Below are 19,781 nucleotides of genomic sequence, written 5' to 3' on the forward strand. Positions count from 1 at the left end.
ACCGGAAGCGCAACTTGTTTTGAAGGGTGAAGGAGTCCCTTTCGAAAGACGATGTAAAGGGGGCATAGCATGAGCATTCAATTTGTTATCGGCAGGTCGGGCAGCGGCAAGAGCACGTCGATCCGCCAAGAGATGATCGGGCGATTGGAGCAAGATCCCAAGGGGAATCCGATGATACTGATCGTTCCCGAACAAGGGTCCTATGAAGCAGAGCATGCACTCGTTAATGCGGGAGGCATTCGCGGGATAATGCGCGCGCAAGTGCTTAGTTTCCGTCGACTGGCTTACCGCGTCATGCAGGAAAGCGGCGGGGCCGCAAAGGTGGCGATCAGTGAAGAAGGCAAGCGCATGCTGCTGTACAAAATTTTGCGGAGGCGCAAAGAAGAGCTCCAATTGTTCGGTGCTTCGGGAGAGCAGCATGGTTTTGTCGGTAAGCTGAGCGAGTTGTATACGGAAATGAAGCGCTATTGCATTGACGCATCCTGCGTAGAGGAGCAGCTGGGACAGATGATATCTGGCTCCGGGAATTCACCGATGCTTCGGCGCAAGCTGGAGGACATCGTAACGGTCTTTCGTGATTTTGAGCTTGAGATTTCACGGTTCTACATGGATGAGGAAGATACGCTGGCCTCATTGGCAGCGGGCGTAACCCAATCGGACTATATCAAGCGCGCCGACATTTGGATCGATGGTTTCCATGGTTTTACGCCGCAGGAGTACCGGGTGCTCCGGGAAATTATGGCCCATGCCAACCATGTAACGATTGCGTTGACACTGGACAAGCCTTATACGAACGGCAATGTTCCGCATGAGCTGGATCTCTTTCATCCTACCGCAGTGACGTACATAAAGCTTAAAGGCATTGCCGATGAGATGGGGTTGGATATGGAGCATCGTATTCTGCAACCCGATGTTCTTCCACGGTTTCAAGAATCCCCTTTGCTTGCCCACCTCGAGCGCGGTTATGATCGGAAGAAACGTTGGACGGAAGCTGCCCGAGATGGAAATACAGTGAGCAATCCGGACGGCAGCAGGACAGGTCTTCTTCTGCATTCTGCGAGTCACCGCCGGGCTGAAATCGAAGGAGCTTTACGTGAAATGGTTCGTCTCGCCCGGGAAGAAAGAGCACGATACCGGGAAATGGCCGTGTTTGTCCGGAATATGGGAGAATATGAGCACCTGATAGGTCCTTTGTTCAAGGAACACGGTGTTCCTTATTTTCTGGATCAGAAGCGGAGCGAGCTGCACCATCCGCTGGTCGAATTTATTCGATCTGCTCTTGATGTCATTGGACGCCGCTGGCGTTACGAGGACGTATTCCGCTGCGTGAAGACGGATCTGCTGCTGCCGCTGGACGGTTCGCTTACCCGTGAGGACATGGATCGTCTGGAGAATCACGTGCTGGCTTCCGGAATTCAGGGTTCGCGCTGGACGGATGGCCGCCCGTGGAGGGGAATTCCAAGCCTCTCATTAGAGGATGGCGAGAGTGAGGTGCGCAATCCGGATGGTATGCAGGCGATTGAGTATGCCAGAAAGGTGATTACGGAGCCGCTGCATGCGTTTGAGAAGCGGATGAAAAAGGCAACGAGTGCAATGGATCAGAGCACTGCAGTCTATCGGCTTCTGGAGGAAACCGCTGTTCCCGAAAAGCTGGAGCTGTTAAGCCGCGCTGCTCTGGATGCCGGGCGTCCTGAGGAAGCGAGGGAGCATCGCCAGGTATGGGGGGCTGTGCTTGACCTGCTCGACCAGATTGTAGAGATGATGGGTGCGGAGAAGCTCAGCACCGAATTGTTCACGGGCGTGCTGGGTACGGGACTTACGGAGATGAAAATGGCTCTGGTGCCTCCATCTCTGGATCAAGTGCTGATCGGCAGCATGGATCGGACACGGACGGGCGGGGTGAAATATGCTTTTCTGCTCGGCATTAACGATGGTGTTCTCCCAGCCCAGTTTAAGGACGATGGGATCCTGACAGAACCGGAGCGTGTTCAGCTCGAAGACCGCGGATTGGAGCTTGCTCCAAGCATATCCCGAAGACTGCTGGATGAACGGTTCCTGATTTATAATGCTCTGACTTCGGCCAGCAAGCAGCTTTGGGTCAGCTATCCTGCGGCAGATGATGAAGGCAAGACGTTACTGCCATCCGAGGTCATCCGCCATTTGAAGCTGATGTTTCAGATGGAAGAGGTGCCTTTGTTTCCAAGACCGCATGCCGGGCAATCGGCCTGCGAGCAGGAGCATTATGCGTCACGTCCTAATAAGACGTTGGCTTACTTGACGGGTCGGCTACGGGACTGGAGGAATGGAGAGGAGATTCCGAACATTTGGTGGCATGTGTACAATTGGTACGCGGAACGGCCGAATTTAAGGTCGCGTCTTTCTTCGATGCTCTCGTCCTTGTCTTACCGGAATGAAGCCCGGCCACTTAAGCAGGAAACGAGCAGGCAGTTGTATGGAACGAAGCTGCGAACAAGCGTATCTCGGATGGAGCGCTTTGTTGCGTGCCCGTTTTCCCATTTTGCCTCCCATGGATTGAAGCTGAGAGAACGGCAGCTGTACCGTCTTCAGGCTCCTGACATCGGACAGTTATTTCATGCTGCCTTGAGCAGCATGGCCATGAAGTTTCAATCCCAGCATCGAAGCTGGGGAGACCTGACCGCGGAGGAATGCTTGCGCGAGGCGGAAGCGACCGTCGATCGGCTTGCTCCCATGCTGCAGGGTGAAATCCTGCTTAGCTCCAAGCGATACGGATATATTTCGCGCAAGCTGAAAAATATCGTGGGCAGAGCATCCGTGATTCTGGGTGAACAAGCAAGGCGCGGCAAATTCGAGCCGATCGGCCTTGAGCTTGATTTCGGTCCAGGGAAGCCGCTGCCACCCCTGACGTTTGAATTGCCGAACGGGGTCAAGATGGAGATTGTCGGGCGCATTGACCGGGTCGACATGGCACGCGGAGAGCATGGGATCATGCTTCGGGTCATCGATTATAAATCCAGCCAGAAGGATCTGCGATTGCATGAGGTCTATTACGGATTATCCCTGCAGATGCTGACCTATCTGGACGTGCTGCTGACGTTTGCGGAGGACTGGCTCGGTGAACAGGCTTTGCCTGCGGGAACCTTGTATTTCCACGTTCATGATCCAATCTTGCAATCTGCAAACGGCATGACGCCGGAGCAGGCGGCAGAGGAGCTGCTCAAACGTTACAAAATGAAGGGCTTGCTGCTGGCAGACCGCGAAGCGGTTTCCCTCATGGATTCTTTCCTTGAAAAAGGACACTCGGCTATTCTGCCTGTCGCCGTCAAAACGGACGGAAGCTTCTACAGCAGCGCAGCCGTGGCAACACCTGACCAGTGGGAGACCTTGTTGTCCGCCGTGCGGGAGAATATGCTGAATATCGGCTCCAGAATTACGGGGGGCGATGTCGCGATTGTGCCGTACCGGATTCAGCAGGAGACCGCCTGCACGTACTGTTCCTTCCGGCCTGTATGCCAGTTCGACGACGCAATTGAGGGCAGCGAATATCAGCTGCTGGGTAAACCGGGTAAAGATCAGGTTTGGGATATGCTTGGACATCCGAAGGGAGGAGAGAGCCGGTGAGAGAGATGATAGCAAAACCCGAGGGCAGCATGTGGAGTGACGACCAGTGGAAAGCCATTGCGCTGTCGGGCGATGATATGCTGGTTGCAGCTGCAGCAGGTTCAGGGAAGACCGCCGTGCTGGTTGAACGGATCATTCGCAAAATCCTCGACGATTCCGCGGGGTTCAGCGTAGACCGGCTTCTTGTAGCTACGTTTACCAAGGCTGCGGCTGCCGAAATGCGGGGACGGATTCGGGAAGCGCTTGACCGTGAGCTGGACCGGGATCCGGACAATGAGCATATCCGGCGTCAGCTTGCTTTGCTTGGTAGGGCGTCAATTACAACGCTGCACTCCTTTTGCATGGAAGTCATTCGGCGATATTATCAGTTAATACCGCTGGATCCGGGATTCCGCATTCTGAATGAACATGAGGCGGATTTAATGCGGCAGGATATGCTGGAGGAGCTGTTTGAAGAGAAATACGGCGAGGCCGAGGGTGACCAGGAAAGTCGGTTTCTTCATTTGGCGGACTGGTTCAGTGGCGAGCGAACGGACGACGCGCTGTACCGTCTCGTTCAGCGCCTCTATGATTTCTCCCGCAGCCATTCCTGGCCGGCACACTGGCTAAGGGAAACGGCTGCCGGCTTCCAGGTACAAGATACGGAGGCTCTCGGACAAACGCCATGGGTTCAAAGCATTTTGGCTGATGCCCGTCTGGCTTTGAACGGAGCGGCTGGCTTGCTGCAGCAAGCCAGGGCGATCGCCATGCAGCCGGGAGGGCCTGCACCGTATGTGGACAATCTCGATGAGGACTTGCGATTGGTCGCCTCCCTGCTTGAGGCCATCGATAGTTCGCCGTGGGAATCGTTGTACGGCATTTTTCGCGAGGCGTCTTTCGGCAAGCTCAAATCCGTTCGGAAGGATGAGGTGCTGCCGGAGCTTCAGGAACAGGTTAAGGAACTGCGCGACAACGTGAAGAAAATCGTCAATGAGCTGAAAAGTGCCTTGTTTGGCCGTCCGGCATCGGAATTTTTGCAGGAACTTCACACGGCAGCGCCGCTGATGATGGAGCTGGCCGAGACGGTTATCGCTTTTGGCGAGCGATATCGTGAGGCCAAAGCGGCCAAAGGCATGGTCGACTTTAACGACCTTGAACATTACTGCCTTCATATTCTTCGTCACCCTGATTCCGTGCCGGGGCAAATGATGCCTTCCGATGCGGCGATGGAATACCGCGAGCAGTTTGATGAAGTGCTGCTCGACGAATATCAGGATACGAACAGCGTACAGGAAGACATTGTACGATTGATCTCCAGGGAAATGCCGGGCAACCGGTTTATGGTCGGTGACGTGAAGCAGAGTATTTATCGGTTCCGCTTGGCGGAGCCGGGACTGTTTCTCGATAAATATAAGACGTTTTCTTCCGACGCAAGCACGGCCCAAGCCGGGATCCGGATTGATCTGGCCCGTAATTTCCGCAGCCGGATGGAAGTGGTGGATGCCGTCAATTTGTTGTTCCGGCAGATCATGAATGAATCCGTAGCCGAGATTGCCTATGATGCTCGAGCGGAGCTTGTATGCGGTGCATCCTTTCCGGAGCAGGAGGTTCAGGGCGGTACGAACCCTTACACGCCTGAATTGCTCCTGATCGACCGTCTTGGAAAAGGGACGGAGGAGCAGTCCGAAGAATCATCTTCCGAAGAGGACGGGGTTCATCTTGAGGTTGAGGCGCTTGAGATGGAAACCGCCCAACTGGAAGCCCGCGCCATTGCCTGCAGAATTCGTGAGATGACAGGCGAAAACGGGAAGCCGCTCATGGTGTACGATAAAGGACTGAAATCGATGCGGCCCGCGGAGTATGGGGACATGGTTATTTTGCTTCGCTCAGCCATGGTATGGGCACCGTTAATTATAGAGGAACTGCGGCAGGAAGGGATTCCGGCGTTCGGCGAGCAGAACAAAGGGTACTTTCAGGCGACGGAAGTGGAGATCATTTTATCGCTGCTGCAGGTGATTGATAATCCCCGTCAGGATATTCCCCTGGCTTCCGTATTGCGCTCGCCGATACTCGGATTATCCGAGGAAGAGATGGCACAGGTACGCCTGTGTGCCAAAGGGACTTATTACGATGCGCTTAAGGCTGCAGTCGCGTTAAGTGTCGCCCCGTCGGTCATGGATTTGGCGCGCCCTGTGGGCTTCGTGGATGGCAAATGGACGCCGGGCGTAGAGCTGGAAGGTTTGGCCGAAGCCGCAGCAGGTCACGAGCTCGTGGCAGGCAGCCTACTTTCGGATGCTCCGCTATCAGCGGAAGGTCAGAATATCGAAATATCTCCAGAGCTTAGCTCAAAACTTGGATTGTTTATGGATCGGCTTCAGCGCTGGCGACAGGAAGCGCGTCAAGGAAGTTTGAGTGATCTGATCTGGCAAATTTATAGCGAAACTGGTTATTTGGATTGGGTTGGCGGTCTACCTGGCGGCAAGCAGCGTCAGGGCAATCTGACCGCCTTGTATGACCGGGCTGTGCAGTATGAACAGGATACAGCCTCCAGAGGTCTCTTCCGTTTCCTGACCTTTATCTCCCGGCTCCGGGAGCGAGGCGGGGATCTCGGCACTGCCGGCGGTACGGAAAGCCAGGGCAATGCGGTACGGTTGATGACCATTCACAAGAGCAAGGGGCTGGAATTCCCGGTTGTTTTTGTAGCGGGATTGTCCAAAAATTTTAACCAGCAGGATTTGAATTCCCCTTTCCTTATGCATAAGGAGCTTGGCTTTGGACCGAAGTTTGTGGATGAAGGCATGCGCGTTAGCTATCCCACGCTGCCTAACCTGGCGATCCGGCGCAGGTCGCAGCTGGAGCTGTTAGCTGAGGAGATGCGTGTGCTCTACGTTGCCCTTACGCGGCCTAAAGAGAAGATGATTCTGGTCGGCACGGTGAAGGATTTGCCGAAGAAGGTGGCTGCGTGGGCACAAGCCGATTTTAACCCGGAGCTTCTTCTGCCGGATTACGTCCTTGCCCGGGGCCGGAGTTACTTGGATTGGATCGGCCCGGCTGTGATACGCCATCCATCCGCAGGTCTGCTCCGCGAGAAGGCGGGCTTATCCGGGGAGACGAACTCACGCGTGTTGAGAGAAGATCGATCGCAATGGATATTTTCGATCGAGACGCCGGAATCCTTGGCGCAGGGCATGATCGGTATTAAGGATGACGTGCAGGCGGATAACGATGACCGGATAAATAAGCTGAATGCCCTGCGCAAGCTCGAGCCGGTTGTTCCGATGGCTAGTATAGCCGAAGCGGAAGATAAGGGTACGGATGATCAACGTGCAAGAATCTATGAGCGCTTGTCTTGGAAATATCGTTATGAAATGGTCAGCCAAATTTCCGCCAAAACGTCCGTAACGGAGATGAAGAAGCTGCTTGCCTTGCAGGACAGCCCCTCCCTGGATCTACTGGAGGAGCAGGCCGTAAAACGTCAGAGCAAGGAAAATATCGGGGCAGGTGCATCTTTCACACTAAGCTTGCGACGGCCGAAATTTATGGAGTCAACGAAGCTGACACCTGCGGAACGGGGAACCGTGTATCATACGATCATGCAGCATGTGCCTCTTCAACGATTGGAGGGAGCCGCGGAACCGACGCCGGAAATCGAAGACACGATCCGCTACCTTGTGGAAAAAGAAATCATAACCGGTGAGCAGGCAGCCGTAGTGGAAGCCACGGAGATCAGCGGCCTGTTTGCTTGCGAGGTAGGGAAGCAGCTGCTGACTGCAGAGGATGTCTGGCGCGAGATGCCGTTTTCATATGCACTCCCTGCAGCTGAAGCTTATCAAGGACTCGCTTTCATGGACCAATTCTCGGAACAAGCGGCCGAAGCAGCGCCGGATGTGCAGCTCCTTCAGGACGAAACCGTGCTGATCCAAGGGGTTGTGGACTGCCTGTTCAGGCAGGGCGGTAGACTTGTGCTGCTGGATTATAAAACGGACCGGGTGCTGGAGCATCGCGGCGGCGTTTCGGCCTTAACAGAGCAGTATCGTTTTCAGCTTGATCTATATGCAAAGGCCTTGGAAGATATTTTAGGCGAGCCCGTTCATGAAAAATGGCTGTACTTTTTTGATGGGGGACATGCCGTTCAACTATAGTCATTTCGATTTGTTTGATTGGGAAGTTTGAAGCGGGAGAGGAGATTAGCGATGCGTATTTTGCATACCGGAGACTGGCATCTGGGGCGCGCACTTGAAGGCAGGAGCAGGCTTGCAGAGCAGGAGCGCTTTCTGGATGAACTGGTTAAGCTGGCAGATGAAGAGCAGGCCGATCTGATCCTCATGGCGGGGGATGTTTATGATTCCGTAAATCCGCCTGCGGCTGCAGAGCAGTTGTTTTATGATGCGGCCGCCAGACTTACGGAGGGGGGGCGTCCTATGGTGGTCATTGCAGGCAACCATGATCAGCCGGAACGGGTTGCATCGGTCACGCCGCTTGTTGCAACCAGGGGCATAACGCTGATTGGGACTCCCGTCGCCGATGCGATCACTGTTGCAGCGGCACGTACCGGAGAAACGGCCAAGATTGCAGCACTCCCTTATCCGTCGGAGGCCAGGCTCAATGAGCTGCTTTCGATAGATGGAGATGAGGATCAGCTCCGGCGTGCCTATAGCGAGAGAGTCGGACAACTGATGAGGAAGATGGCAAGGGAGTTTTCTCCGCAGACGGTCAATCTGGCCATGAGCCATATTTATGTACTTGGCGGCGTCGAGAGCGATTCCGAGCGGCCGATTCAGGTTGGTGGAGCGTACACGGTTGATCCGTTGGCACTCTCTGTAGGCGCATCTTATACGGCGCTTGGTCACCTGCATCGTTCTCAGGCAGTAAAAGGGGAGGGAATCATCCGCTACAGCGGTTCACCGCTGGCCTACAGCTTCTCGGAAGCGGGACAGGCCAAGTCGGTGACCCTGGTTGACGTATCGCCAGGAGGAGCACCCGTGATCGAAGAGCTGTTTCTCAGCAGCGGTCGCCCGCTTGTTCGCTGGAAGGCCAAAGGCGGCTTGGAAGAGGTGTATCGATGGCTTGATGAGGGGCGTGATCCCAAAGCTTTCATAGATCTGGAGGTATCCCTAACGGAGGCCATGGGGCTTGCCGACATTCAGCGACTTCGAAAGAGCAGGGACGGCATTGTTCACATCCGTCCGGTTTACCCGGAGATGGAGGCGCTGGAGCTGGAGAGCGAACGGTCCCGACTGCCGCTGCCGGATCTGTTCCGAAAGTTCTACCAGCGGCAAACCGGCGGGGCGGAGCCCGAGGATCATCTGGTCGATTTGTTTCTGGAGCTTGTAGAGGAAGAGGAGTCTGACGGGATGGAGGTGAAGCCGTAAGATGAAACCGATCTTGTTGAAGTTATCCGGACTGCAGAGTTATCGAGAAACGCAGGAGATTGATTTTGAGACGTTGTGCGAAACCGGACTCTTCGGTATTTTCGGACCGACGGGAAGCGGGAAATCCACGCTGCTGGATGCTATTACTCTAGCCATGTATGGAAAGGTGGAGCGCGCAGTTAACGGAACCCAGGGCATCATGAACCATTCGGAGGACAGCTTGACCGTTTCCTTTACGTTTGAGTTGTCTTCCGCTGCCGGGCTGGAGCGATATCGGGTAGAGCGCCGATTCAAACGGGTCAACGAGCTCTCCATCAGCAATACGGTGAGTCGATTTATCCACGTTACCCCCGATGGGGATCAGGTGATAGCGGATAAATTGGCCGAAGTCACCCGCTGCGTAGAAGAGAAAATCGGACTTAAAATGGATGATTTTACTCGCGCGGTTGTCCTTCCTCAAGGAAAGTTTGCCGAGTTCCTCTCCCTGAAGGGGAGTGAGCGTCGGCAGATGCTTCAGCGGCTGTTTCATTTGGAACGATACGGAGACCAGCTTGCGATCAAGCTCAGCCGCCGCGTTAAGGATACAGAGGGTTCGCTGAAATCCGTCGAAGCTGAACAGCAAGGGCTGGGCAGTGCAGGCAAAGAAGCTTTGGCGGAAGCGACTACGAGGCTGGAAGATGCCAAGAAACACGCGGTGTCATGCCGGAATCATCTCCAGGTCGCCATCGAAGCCCATGAAGCCATGGGTAAAATCCGTGAGTTGGATATGGAAAAACGGCGGCTGCAGGGGAAACTGGACGAGCTTGCCCTTCATGAGGAAGAGATGAAGGAGCTGGAACGAAAGCTTGAGCTGACAGGGGCGGCAGCCGCTGTTCTCCCTGCACTTGAGGCATGGCGGGAATCCGGCAAGGTCTGGGAGCAGCGGCGGCAGATTGCCGAAGGACTCACCGCCCAGGCTGCATCCGCTCAGAAGGCGGCGGAACAGGCCGTAAAGGCGGATGAAGCTGCCCAGGCAGCCCTTCGGGCCGAGGAGCCGAAGCTGGTGCTTCGGGAGCAGCAGCTGGAGCAAGCTGTTATATTGCAGCGGGAACGTGATGGATTACGGGAAGAACTGATTAGGCTGGATGCACAGCGAGTGGATGCACGCAAAGAGCTTGAAGGGGGAACTGCCCAACTGCAGAAGGAGCAGGAGCTGCTTGAACGAGGGCGAAAGCGGCAGGAGGAGCTTCAAGCCAAGCTGAAAGGGCTTGAGACCCGCTCTGGTGAGCGGCAGGCGCTTCATATGGCGATGCAGAAGGTTCAAGCCCTCGAGTCAGCCGGCAGACTCAAGCAGAAGGCTGAGCTCGATTTAAAGACACAGGAGAGCAAGTTGAAGGAGCAAAAGGCAAGGTTTATTGCCCTGCAGAAGCAGGAGCAAGAATTGCAGCAGCACTACATACAGCTCTCCGTGCAAGTTGACAGCTTGCAGCGTGATGCAGCCGAGGCCTCATCGTTTGCCGATCGGATGGCAGCCGCGGCAACTCAGGTAAACCAGGCGATGAGCCAATCGCTTCGCGACAAACAGCTTCATGCCCTGTCCCTTTCTCTGGCCGCCGAGCTTCAGGCAGGAGCGCCTTGTCCGGTTTGCGGGAGCGAACATCATCCTCGCCCTGCTGCCTCATCAGGGCAGCCTGAAGATAATCTTGATGAGGGTATGGATCGGCTGACGCAGATCACGCATCAGATCCAGGAGGCCAGATTAACCCTGCGGGGGCAGCTTAACGAAGCGGAAGCGCTGGCTAGCCAGACGCGCTCGCAGATTGAGTCGTACGCAGATGACGAGCTGCTTGCCGTCAAACGCGACGGGCAAGAGCAGGAACGCGGATGGATGGAGGCGGCAGTGTCAGCCATACCTACCGCTGATAAACTGTACGATGTGGAAAGGCTTGCTTCGGATACAGCATGGCTTCTAAAAGCAGCCGAAACTCAGGCTGCTGCCATCGGACCATGCCGTCAGGAAGCCTCCAAGGTACAGCAGAGTCTCTCCACATGCCAGCAGGAGCTTATGAAACAGAGCGCCGCGCTTGAGAATGGTCAAATGACATGGAACCAGCTGCGGGATCAGCTTGCAGGACTGGAAGCAGAAGCTGAGGGTATTCTGAATTCCTGGCAGGAAGTCAAGCCGGATTTCTCTCTGGAAGAGGCGGCCGGCCGTTTTAAGCTCATGCAAGAGAAGGATGCGGAATCCGAGTCGATCAAGGAAGGGCTTGAGCGCAGCGTTCCATTTATCGAGGAGAAGAAGCAGGCCGTCCTTCACTTGGAGCAGCAGCTTCGTGAGCTGGAGAAGCTGCTGATTCAATGGGATGCGCAGCGTGAAGGTAAGATGGAGGGGCTGAAGGATAAAGAAGAGCGTCTTCAGGCATGGATCGGTGACCGGTCGGCTGAGGAGCTGCTGGGCGAATGCCGGACCAGAATGACGATGCTGAATGAATCCGCTGAACAAACCAGAAGCGAGTGCAGGAAGGCAGAGGAGAAGGCTCAGCATGCAGCCAAGGAAGCGGCTCTTGCAGAACAGGTTGAGGGAGCCGCACAGGAGCAGCATCAAGCTGCCAAGCTTGCCTGGGAGAACCAGCTGGCAGGCTCACCGTTCGCTACGGAGCATGCCGTCATGGAAGCCTGTTTAACCCCGGAAGAAATTGAACGATGTGCACAATTAGTGAAAGCCCATCGGGAAGGACAGCGGGAATGGACGCTGAGACTTCGCGACGTCGAACAGAAGCTAGGCGTAAGCCCTTTTCATGAAGAGGAGTGGGAACGGTGCTCAGGCGAGCTTCAGGCGGCCCGTACAGCCGATGAGGAGGCCCTTCAAGCGAGAGCTCGAGCTGAGCGGGACTTGGAAGACCTGAACAAACGTCACATCCGTTTTATGGAATTGGAAGAGCAGCGTCTTAGCCTTCAACGAGAGAGCGAGCGCTTGTCCAAATTGCAGTCCTGCTTGCGCGGAAACGCGTTTGTGGAATACATTGCGGAGGAGCAGCTGATGCAGGTGAGTCAGTCGGCTTCCCAGCGCCTTCGCTATTTGACCAAGCAGCGCTACTCACTTGAGGTGGACTCCGGGGGAGGATTCGTCATTCGGGACGATGCCAACGGCGGCGTCCGGCGTCCGGTATCCACACTATCTGGCGGCGAGACATTCCTGACCTCATTGGCCTTGGCTTTGGCCCTTTCGGCACAAATTCAACTGCGCGGGCAATATCCACTGCAGTTCTTTTTCCTCGACGAAGGGTTCGGCACGCTGGATCCGGAGCTGCTGGAGACGGTCATTACCGCGCTTGAGCGTCTCCATACGGATAAGCTAACCGTTGGCATTATCAGTCATGTGCCCGAGCTTCGGGCGCGTCTGCCGCGCAAGCTGGTTGTACGGCCGGCGGAGCAAGCGGGAGCTGGATCGCAGCTTGCGATCGAATCGATGTAATAGCGAAACATGGATGATGTGATCTAGATCACGGAAACAGCAACATGGCACTGTTATAGTACAGATAAGCCGACATATGTAAGAAGCACCGGGCAGGCGCTTGATCATGAGAGATTCCTATCTTTTTCCTTGCTCTCATGATCAAGCGCCTCCTTACTGGACAGCTGCGTTCCAGGGGTGCTTCTCTTTTTTTTGTGAGTATGCCTTAATTGTCATCTATTGGACGCACTGCCTAATTTCTTATATGATAAAAGTATGTAAACGTAGGAAAGGGGTAACCGTAATGGATTGTCTTTTTTGTAAAATCGTAGAGGGTGAGCTTCCTTCCACGAAGGTACTCGAGAATGATAAGGTGCTTGTTTTTCAAAACATTAACCCGGAGGCACCGGTTCATGTCCTGATCATTCCCAAGAAGCATATCGCATCCATGAATGATATTCAGGATGAAGATTTGCTGCTGATTGGCGAGATGCACAAAGCAGCTAAAGAAGCAGCGGCGAAGCTGGGTATTGCGGAGAGCGGTTATCGATTAATTAACAACTGCGGACCCGATGGGGAACAATCGGTGTTTCATGTGCACTATCATCTGATGGGCGGTCGCCGTTTGGGCGCTTTAACAGGCATTTCACCCGCTCATACATAACATCAGGCCATTGAAGAAATAGATCAGCCTCGCAGCGGGAGTGACGCAGCGGGGTTGTTCTAATTCTTGCCACTATCGTAAAATAGATGTCTAAGGTTGACACCCTATTTCCGTTTGCCCTATAATGAAGTTTGATGAACCGTGTTAATGCTCTTGGACGGTCTGGTCGGAGGGAGGGAAAACTGGTGTCTGAAACTAAAGTTCGCAAAAACGAGACAATTGATGCTGCACTTCGTCGCTTCAAGCGTTCCATTGCTAAAGATGGCGTATTGGCTGAAGTGAAGAAACGCAAGCATTATGAAAAGCCAAGCGTAAAGCGCAAGAAAAAGTCCGAGGCTGCTCGTAAGAGAAAGTTTTAGGAGGATCTGAACTAGCATGAATCTTAGCGAACGATTGAACGAAGATATGAAGCAAGCGATGAGGAGTAAGGACAAGTTCAAACTCTCAACGATTCGAATGGTTCGTTCGACGATAAAAAATCTTGAAATAGATTTGAAACGAAGTTTGGATGACAACGAAGTGCTTGATATTTTTAGTCGTGAAATCAAACAGCGCAAAGATGCCCTCCAAGAATTTGAAAAAGCGGGACGCGACGATCTTGCCGCCGATGCAAAAGCAGAAATTGAGCTCCTTAGCGCCTACCTCCCGGAACAGCTTACTGAAGAAGAAATTAAAGTCATTGTACAGCAGACCATCCAGGAAACCGGTGCTTCTTCAAAAGCCGAGATGGGTAAAGTAATGAGCGCTCTCATGCCGAAAGTTAAAGGGCGTGCAGATGGGAAGCTTGTCAATCAAGTTGTTCAACAATTTCTGTAACAACATAAGTGAAACACCCCTTGTTTTCTCAAGGGGTGTTTTTTCTTTTTTTTGTGGGTATGCTTTCGAGGACCGCCTCTTCGCGATGGTTTTTTAAGAATGGGAATACTTTTTGAAACGAAATCGTTTCTGATTCGTAATAACTACCATATGAGTGCAAGTAGATACATATGCTTATGCAACAGGCAGGCCGCTGAACCCTATTTGTCGAAGTAATGGTTCAGATGGCTTAATACGTCGAAAAGGAGGGGAACAGATTGAGCAAACCGTTTTCGATCCGCAAATTACTGACATTCACGGCAGCTGTTGTTATGATGCTGATATCCATCGGAATGTATGTAGGTCCGCTTAAATCCGCGGTGGCTGCGAACATCGGGTCGGTGTATGTTATTCCGGTCAAGCAGCAAATTGAGCGTGGTCTAACTAGCTTTATGGAGCGTGGATTTAAGGAAGCCGAGAAGATGGGGGCAGGATTAATCGTCCTGGAAATCGATACGCCGGGAGGCCTGGTGGACCAAGCCGGTAAAATTGCATCCTTGATGAAGGACAGCGATATTCCGATTGTGGCTTACATTACGGGTGACGCCGCATCGGCAGGCAGTTACATCGCGCTTAATGCAGACAAGATTGCCATGTCTAAGGGGAGTATGATTGGCGCGGCTTATATGGTGGATGCCAGAGGAAATCCGATTGAGGATGCCAAGATGGTTTCCTGGTGGAAAACGAGCATGGCAAGTGCTGCAGAAGCTTCAGGTCGAAATCCGGAGATTGCCAAGGGAATGGCTGATCTCAATCTAAAGGTAGACATACCTGAAATTGGTTTGACCAAGCAGCCAGGCGAGATTATATCGTTGACGCATGATGAAGCGCTCAAGACAGGTTATGCGGATACGATTGCAACCAGCACAGAGGAAGTCATTGCGTGGATGGATTATTCCACGGAGGATGTGTTTCGGATGGAGCCGACCTTCTCAGAGAAGCTGGCTACTTTTCTTACGCACCCTGGCGTGATGACGCTGCTTCTCTTCATTGGTATCGCAGGTGTTATTATCGAAGTTATTGTTCCGGGCTTTGGCGTGCCGGGAATTCTTGGTGTGGTTGCATTCGTACTGTATTTCTTTGGTAATCAGGTCGCTGGATTTGCCGGTTGGGAGACCTGGCTGCTGTTTGTGATCGGTATCGTGATGCTGGCGATGGAGCTGTTTGTACCAAGCTTCGGGATACTGGGCATCATTGGATCAGCCAGCTTGATTGCTGGCGTCGTAATGGCGGCCTACAGTACGTCACATGTTGCCCTGTCCCTAGGTATTGCAGCGGCATGTGCTTTGGTGGCTATCATCGTGGTTGCTCTCGTATTTAAGGAACGGGGAATATGGCGGAAGTTCATACTCAATGACAGCTTATCCAAAGAGCAGGGGTATATTCCGAATGAAGACCGGGATGTACTTATCGGTCTGGTCGGAACTTCGATTACGCCGCTTCGGCCGGCTGGAACGATGGAGCTGGAGGGACGACGACTTGATGTGGTTACCCTTGGAGGATTCATCGATTCCGGCCGCCCGGTCCGCGTCATCAAGACGGACGGCACCAGAATTGTGGTAGAGGAAGAAAAAGGGTGAACCTCGCCGCGTAATTGTGTAGTATTAAAAGGGCTAGTGTTTTAAAAGTTCTAAGTTTATGAAGCCAATATTCAATAATGGAGGGTAAACGAATATGGAATTGGATGGTTCATTGGTACCGATTCTTCTAATCGGTGTTGTCGCGATTATCGTGCTTAGCGTGTTTTTCAGTTTCTTCCCGTTAATGCTTTGGATTTCGGCGCTCGCTTCCGGCGTGCGCATCGGGATTATTACATTGGTGGCCATGCGCCTGCGGCGCGTAACCCCGAGCCGGATTGTGAATCCGCTCATTAAGGCAACCAAGGCAGGACTTGGCCTTAACATCAATCAGTTGGAGAGTCACTATCTCGCAGGCGGTAACGTAGACCGGGTGGTCAACGCCTTGATTGCAGCCCAACGTGCAAATATTCCGCTCGAGTTTGAAAGAGCTGCGGCGATTGACCTTGCCGGACGCGATGTTCTGCAGGCGGTGCAAATGAGTGTTAACCCTCGCGTTATCGAAACGCCGGTTGTAGCAGCAGTAGCCAAAGACGGTATTGAAGTCAAAGTTAAAGCCCGTGTAACCGTACGTGCCAACATTGACCGTTTGGTCGGGGGCGCTGGCGAAGAGACAATTATTGCTCGTGTTGGTGAAGGTATCGTAACAACAGTGGGTTCCAGTAATTCGCATAAAGATGTCCTTGAAAATCCGGATCTGATCTCAAGAACGGTCCTGTCCAAGGGGCTAGATGCAGGAACAGCATTTGAAATCCTGTCGATCGATATCGCGGATGTGGATGTAGGCAAAAACATCGGCGCGTACTTGCAGACCGAACAGGCGGAAGCCGACAAGCGTATTGCCCAAGCGAAGGCGGAAGAACGCCGCGCGATGGCGGTAGCCCAAGAGCAAGAGATGAAGGCTCGCGTCGTAGAGATGAGAGCACGCGTTGTGGAATCGGAATCCCAAGTTCCGCTGGCTATGGCTGAAGCGCTTCGCAGCGGCCAACTGGGCGTGATGGATTATATGAACCTGAAGAATATCGAAGCCGACACCCAAATGAGGGGTTCCTTCGGTAAGATGGGTGAGAATAATGACAATCCTGGTGACAACAAAACCAAGTAACGATGAGGTGAGCCTATAGTGAGCTGGTTATTCGATAATATTTACATTGTAGCTGTTATAGGCTTCTTCATTATCTCCGCCCTCGGAAGACGCGGCAAGAACCCTGAGGAGGGGAAAAACCCCCGTATGCCGTCCTTTGGCGGCGAAGGGGACCGTCCTGCAAGACCGGGGCAGCAGCGGCCTGAAGCAAGACGGGTACAGACGACTCCACAAGTCTCCCGTCCGGCACCTGTTCAGGAAAGCACCCGGATCGAGCGGATGGATGAAGAAGAGACGGATACCGGAAACGGATACTCTCTTGAACATCGAGAGATTGATCGAGCCAGACGTGAGGAAGAGATGAAGACTCACCCTGATAGCATAGATCATAGACTCGAGATGATGGAGAGGGATTTGAACCGAATTCACTCCAATTTGAACCAGATGACCATCGCATTACCTGAAACGGTTGTCGAAAGCAAAGACGAAGATCCTGAACAGTCTAGGGGTAGTGGATCGTTTCTTGCAGAACAAGCTCGAAATGGCATTGTTTGGGCCGAAATTCTCGGAACTCCGCGTGCCAAGCGCCCCATGAATCCTCGGCGTTAAATTGGATCAGTTAATAGATTCATAGAAGCGGGAGACCGCCTCGTCAGATTTTTTGACGGGGCGGTCTTTTTGCTTTTCATCTCATAAAACATCTTCATGGGGCATAAGGTGTACAGTACAGGAAGGGGGAAAGTCTCCATATGTCCCGCATCAGCCGCAAGCTGCAGAAATGGACCCAAGAAATGCTTGATTTGCCACAGGACCTGTTATTTGATTTGCCGCGGTTGACCCTGATTGGCAATAAAGAGCTGCATATCGAAAATCATCGCGGAGTCCGGCGTTTTTCCGAGGAGCGACTTGTGTTGTCTTTAACGCAAGGTTCTTTGGAGATTTCGGGAACCGGACTTGCGATTCAGGCTATTCAAAGTCATGAAGTGACCATCATTGGCACCATTCATCATATTCAATACATAGGAATGGGGGAGAAACCGTGAAGATTCCGACGATGATCCATCTTCGAGGATATTTGAAGCTCGCTGTTCGCGGTGAGTATGTGGAAGCATTCATCAATTCATTGGCGGAGGCGGGGATTCCGGTTTGGGATGTAACACCGACAGGGGCTCACTCAGCAGAGCTTAAGCTGCTGCTGAAGGATTTCAGAGGGCTCCGTCCGCTGTTAAAACGGACAGGCTGCCGTACGCGCATTAAGGGGCGCTACGGATCCCCCTTCAAAGCTCGCCGCCTGCTGAAACGCAAAGCGTTTGTTATCGGCGTTGTTGCGTTTTTTATGATCCTGCTGACGCTTTCCTCGATGGTGTGGAACGTGGAAGTAGAGGGGAATGAAACCATCGCTTCAGAAGATGTGCTAGATGCGGCCAAGTTGGAAGGGATCTACCCGTTTCAATGGATATTCAAGCTGCAATCGCTGGACAAGCTGTCCGGGAATATGACGGCCCGCCTCCCGGGAACTTCATGGGTAGGGGTGGAACGCAACGGGACGCGCATACGCATACAGATCGTAGAGGCGGCTGTACCGGAGAAACCGCCGCTTCAGAGCCCAAGGCATCTGATCAGTACGCAGGACGCTGTCATCACCCATATTTACGCCGAGAAGGGGGTTCCTAAAGTAGGGATTAACAGCCGGGTAAAGAAGGGCGACGTTCTGATCTCCGGTGTCCTTGGCGATGAAGAAAACTCGGAACGAATTGTAGCCAATGGGGAAGTGAAAGGCCTTGTATGGCATGAATACGATATCGAGATTCCATTGGTGAAGACTCATAAAGTTTATACGGGGGAAGGGAAGAAGCGCTCCTATATCGTATTTGGCGATCGGGCCGTCCAGTTGTGGGGCTACGGGGATATTCCGTTTTCGCAGCAGGAGACCTTGACTTTCTATGATCCGCTTACTTGGAGGACGCGCGTGCTGCCGCTCGGCTGGATGACGGAAAAGATCATGGAGGTTACCGAGGTCCAGCGGACCATAAGCGAGGATGAAGCCAAGAAAGAAGGAATCGAGGGGGCACGCCGGGATATTTTGGCGAAATATGGGGCGGATTCCAAATTCGTGAGCCAAAAAATTTTGCATGATAAGAAAGAGAATGGTAAAGTTTATATGAAAGTGCTTTTTGAGGTGGAAGAGACCATCGCGAAAGAACTTCCCATAGTATATGATCAAGGAGAATGAGGCTATTTGTCACAGCAAACGACCAGCATTCAGATTTTACTTCAAAGCGCGTCAGAAGGTCTGTCCTTATTCGGACCACAAGATACATTTCTTAAATTAATCGAAAAAGAAATTCCTGCGACGATTGATTCACGGGAAGCGGTCATCACCATTCGGGGACAACATCGAAATGTGGAGAGTCTTCAGCAGTTGTTTGAAGTGCTGCTCCAGCTTGTGCGCAACGGCTACATTTTGACCGAGCGTGATATTCTTTATGCAGTAGAACTTGCCAAGGATCTGAGAGCGGATCAATTGCTGGATCTGTACAAGGGCGAAATCACAACAACCTTCAAGGGTAGGCCTATTCGTGTGAAAACCATCGGTCAAAAGCACTATGTGACCACCATCAAGAAACGGGATATTGTATTCGGTATCGGTCCTGCCGGAACAGGGAAAACCTACTTGGCCGTTGTTCTGGCAGTTGCCGCACTGAAGGAAGGATCCGTCAAACGGATCATTCTGACAAGGCCGGCAGTCGAGGCTGGAGAGAGCCTGGGCTTCTTGCCGGGAGATCTGCAGGAGAAGGTTGACCCTTATCTCAGACCGTTGTACGATGCCCTATACGATGTCATGGGCCCGGATCAAACGGCCAAGGCACTAGAGCGTGGGTTGATTGAAATCGCGCCGCTTGCTTATATGCGCGGGCGGACGCTGGATGATTCATTTATTATTTTGGATGAAGCACAGAATACCACACCGGAACAGATGAAGATGTTTCTGACACGGCTTGGATTCGGCTCGAAGATGGTCATAACAGGGGATGTAACCCAGATTGACCTGCCGCGGGGCAAGAAATCAGGACTTATCGAAGCTAAAAGGATATTAAGCGAAATTGAGGAAGTCGGATTCGTCTATTTTGCCGAACAGGATGTCGTACGTCACTCTTTAGTACAAAAAATCATCGTCGCTTATGATAAAGCAGCAGAAAACCAAGATTAAAGGGGA

Annotated in this window: 13 protein-coding genes; all 13 read left to right on the top strand. The window is 52.9% G+C overall.

All coding sequences use genetic code 11. The annotated features are described in order from the left end of the window. Positions 1 to 69: 69 nt before the first annotated feature. The 13 genes from addB to ACOZB4_RS13035 all read left to right on the top strand — a co-directional run bounded on the left by addB (position 70) and on the right by ACOZB4_RS13035 (position 19,775). On the top strand, positions 70 to 3,600 hold the full coding sequence (addB, locus tag ACOZB4_RS12975) for a helicase-exonuclease AddAB subunit AddB (RefSeq protein WP_379406575.1): 3,531 nt from the start codon (positions 70 to 72) through the stop codon (positions 3,598 to 3,600). 5 nt (positions 3,601 to 3,605) lie between these two features. Next, entirely contained in the window at positions 3,606 to 7,721 is a 4,116-nt protein-coding gene (addA, locus tag ACOZB4_RS12980; protein ID WP_422759561.1) for a helicase-exonuclease AddAB subunit AddA, read from the top strand. Between the two features lie 51 nt (positions 7,722 to 7,772). Then, positions 7,773 to 8,951, top strand: a complete 1,179-nt coding sequence (locus ACOZB4_RS12985) for an exonuclease SbcCD subunit D (protein ID WP_379406573.1) — start codon at positions 7,773 to 7,775, stop codon at positions 8,949 to 8,951. A gap of 1 nt (position 8,952) precedes the next feature. Further along, entirely contained in the window at positions 8,953 to 12,405 is a 3,453-nt protein-coding gene (locus ACOZB4_RS12990) for an AAA family ATPase (RefSeq protein WP_379406572.1), read from the top strand. A 283-nt stretch (positions 12,406 to 12,688) separates the two neighbouring features. Further along, positions 12,689 to 13,048, top strand: a complete 360-nt coding sequence (locus ACOZB4_RS12995) for a histidine triad nucleotide-binding protein (protein WP_071222932.1) — start codon at positions 12,689 to 12,691, stop codon at positions 13,046 to 13,048. 185 nt (positions 13,049 to 13,233) lie between these two features. Then, the gene (rpsU, locus tag ACOZB4_RS13000; RefSeq protein ID WP_005547957.1) at positions 13,234 to 13,407 is read left to right on the top strand and encodes a 30S ribosomal protein S21; all 174 of its coding nucleotides are present in this window, start codon (positions 13,234 to 13,236) and stop codon (positions 13,405 to 13,407) included. A gap of 16 nt (positions 13,408 to 13,423) precedes the next feature. Beyond that, positions 13,424 to 13,864, top strand: a complete 441-nt coding sequence (locus tag ACOZB4_RS13005; protein WP_053489149.1) for a GatB/YqeY domain-containing protein — start codon at positions 13,424 to 13,426, stop codon at positions 13,862 to 13,864. A 314-nt stretch (positions 13,865 to 14,178) separates the two neighbouring features. Beyond that, positions 14,179 to 15,483 carry an NfeD family protein gene (locus tag ACOZB4_RS13010; RefSeq protein ID WP_339273448.1) on the top strand — a complete coding sequence of 435 codons (1,305 nt, stop codon included), beginning with the start codon at positions 14,179 to 14,181 and terminating at the stop codon, positions 15,481 to 15,483. A gap of 94 nt (positions 15,484 to 15,577) precedes the next feature. Continuing rightward, positions 15,578 to 16,585, top strand: coding sequence for a flotillin-like protein FloA (floA, locus tag ACOZB4_RS13015; protein ID WP_339271915.1), 1,008 nt, complete (start codon positions 15,578 to 15,580; stop codon positions 16,583 to 16,585). Positions 16,586 to 16,603: 18 nt separating this feature from the next. Next, entirely contained in the window at positions 16,604 to 17,173 is a 570-nt protein-coding gene (locus ACOZB4_RS13020; protein ID WP_339271916.1) for a hypothetical protein, read from the top strand. Between the two features lie 140 nt (positions 17,174 to 17,313). After that, positions 17,314 to 17,607, top strand: a complete 294-nt coding sequence (gene yqfC / locus ACOZB4_RS13025) for a sporulation protein YqfC (protein WP_379406571.1) — start codon at positions 17,314 to 17,316, stop codon at positions 17,605 to 17,607. Further along, on the top strand, positions 17,604 to 18,797 hold the full coding sequence (yqfD, locus tag ACOZB4_RS13030; protein WP_379406570.1) for a sporulation protein YqfD: 1,194 nt from the start codon (positions 17,604 to 17,606) through the stop codon (positions 18,795 to 18,797). Before yqfC ends, yqfD begins: the two co-directional genes overlap by 4 nt. Before the next feature lie 6 nt (positions 18,798 to 18,803). Then, positions 18,804 to 19,775, top strand: a complete 972-nt coding sequence (locus ACOZB4_RS13035; protein ID WP_339271919.1) for a PhoH family protein — start codon at positions 18,804 to 18,806, stop codon at positions 19,773 to 19,775. Positions 19,776 to 19,781: the final 6 nt, after the last annotated feature.

Origin of the sequence: Paenibacillus sp. NPDC058898, assembly GCF_049316025.1 — a bacterium.
GTDB lineage: Bacteria > Bacillota > Bacilli > Paenibacillales > Paenibacillaceae > Paenibacillus_AQ.

Bases quoted from the DNA above. Each gene is read 5' to 3' on its own strand.
- ACOZB4_RS12995 (WP_071222932.1), top strand. From the start codon at position 12,689: ATGGATTGTCTTTTTTGTAAAATCGTAGAGGGTGAGCTTCCTTCCACG.
- addA (WP_422759561.1), top strand. From the start codon at position 3,606: ATGATAGCAAAACCCGAGGGCAGCATGTGGAGTGACGACCAGTGGAAA.
- ACOZB4_RS12990 (WP_379406572.1), top strand. From the start codon at position 8,953: ATGAAACCGATCTTGTTGAAGTTATCCGGACTGCAGAGTTATCGAGAA.
- ACOZB4_RS13005 (WP_053489149.1), top strand. From the start codon at position 13,424: ATGAATCTTAGCGAACGATTGAACGAAGATATGAAGCAAGCGATGAGG.
- yqfC (WP_379406571.1), top strand. From the start codon at position 17,314: ATGTCCCGCATCAGCCGCAAGCTGCAGAAATGGACCCAAGAAATGCTT.
- ACOZB4_RS13010 (WP_339273448.1), top strand. From the start codon at position 14,179: ATGCTGATATCCATCGGAATGTATGTAGGTCCGCTTAAATCCGCGGTG.
- addB (WP_379406575.1), top strand. From the start codon at position 70: ATGAGCATTCAATTTGTTATCGGCAGGTCGGGCAGCGGCAAGAGCACG.
- ACOZB4_RS12985 (WP_379406573.1), top strand. From the start codon at position 7,773: ATGCGTATTTTGCATACCGGAGACTGGCATCTGGGGCGCGCACTTGAA.
- floA (WP_339271915.1), top strand. From the start codon at position 15,578: ATGGAATTGGATGGTTCATTGGTACCGATTCTTCTAATCGGTGTTGTC.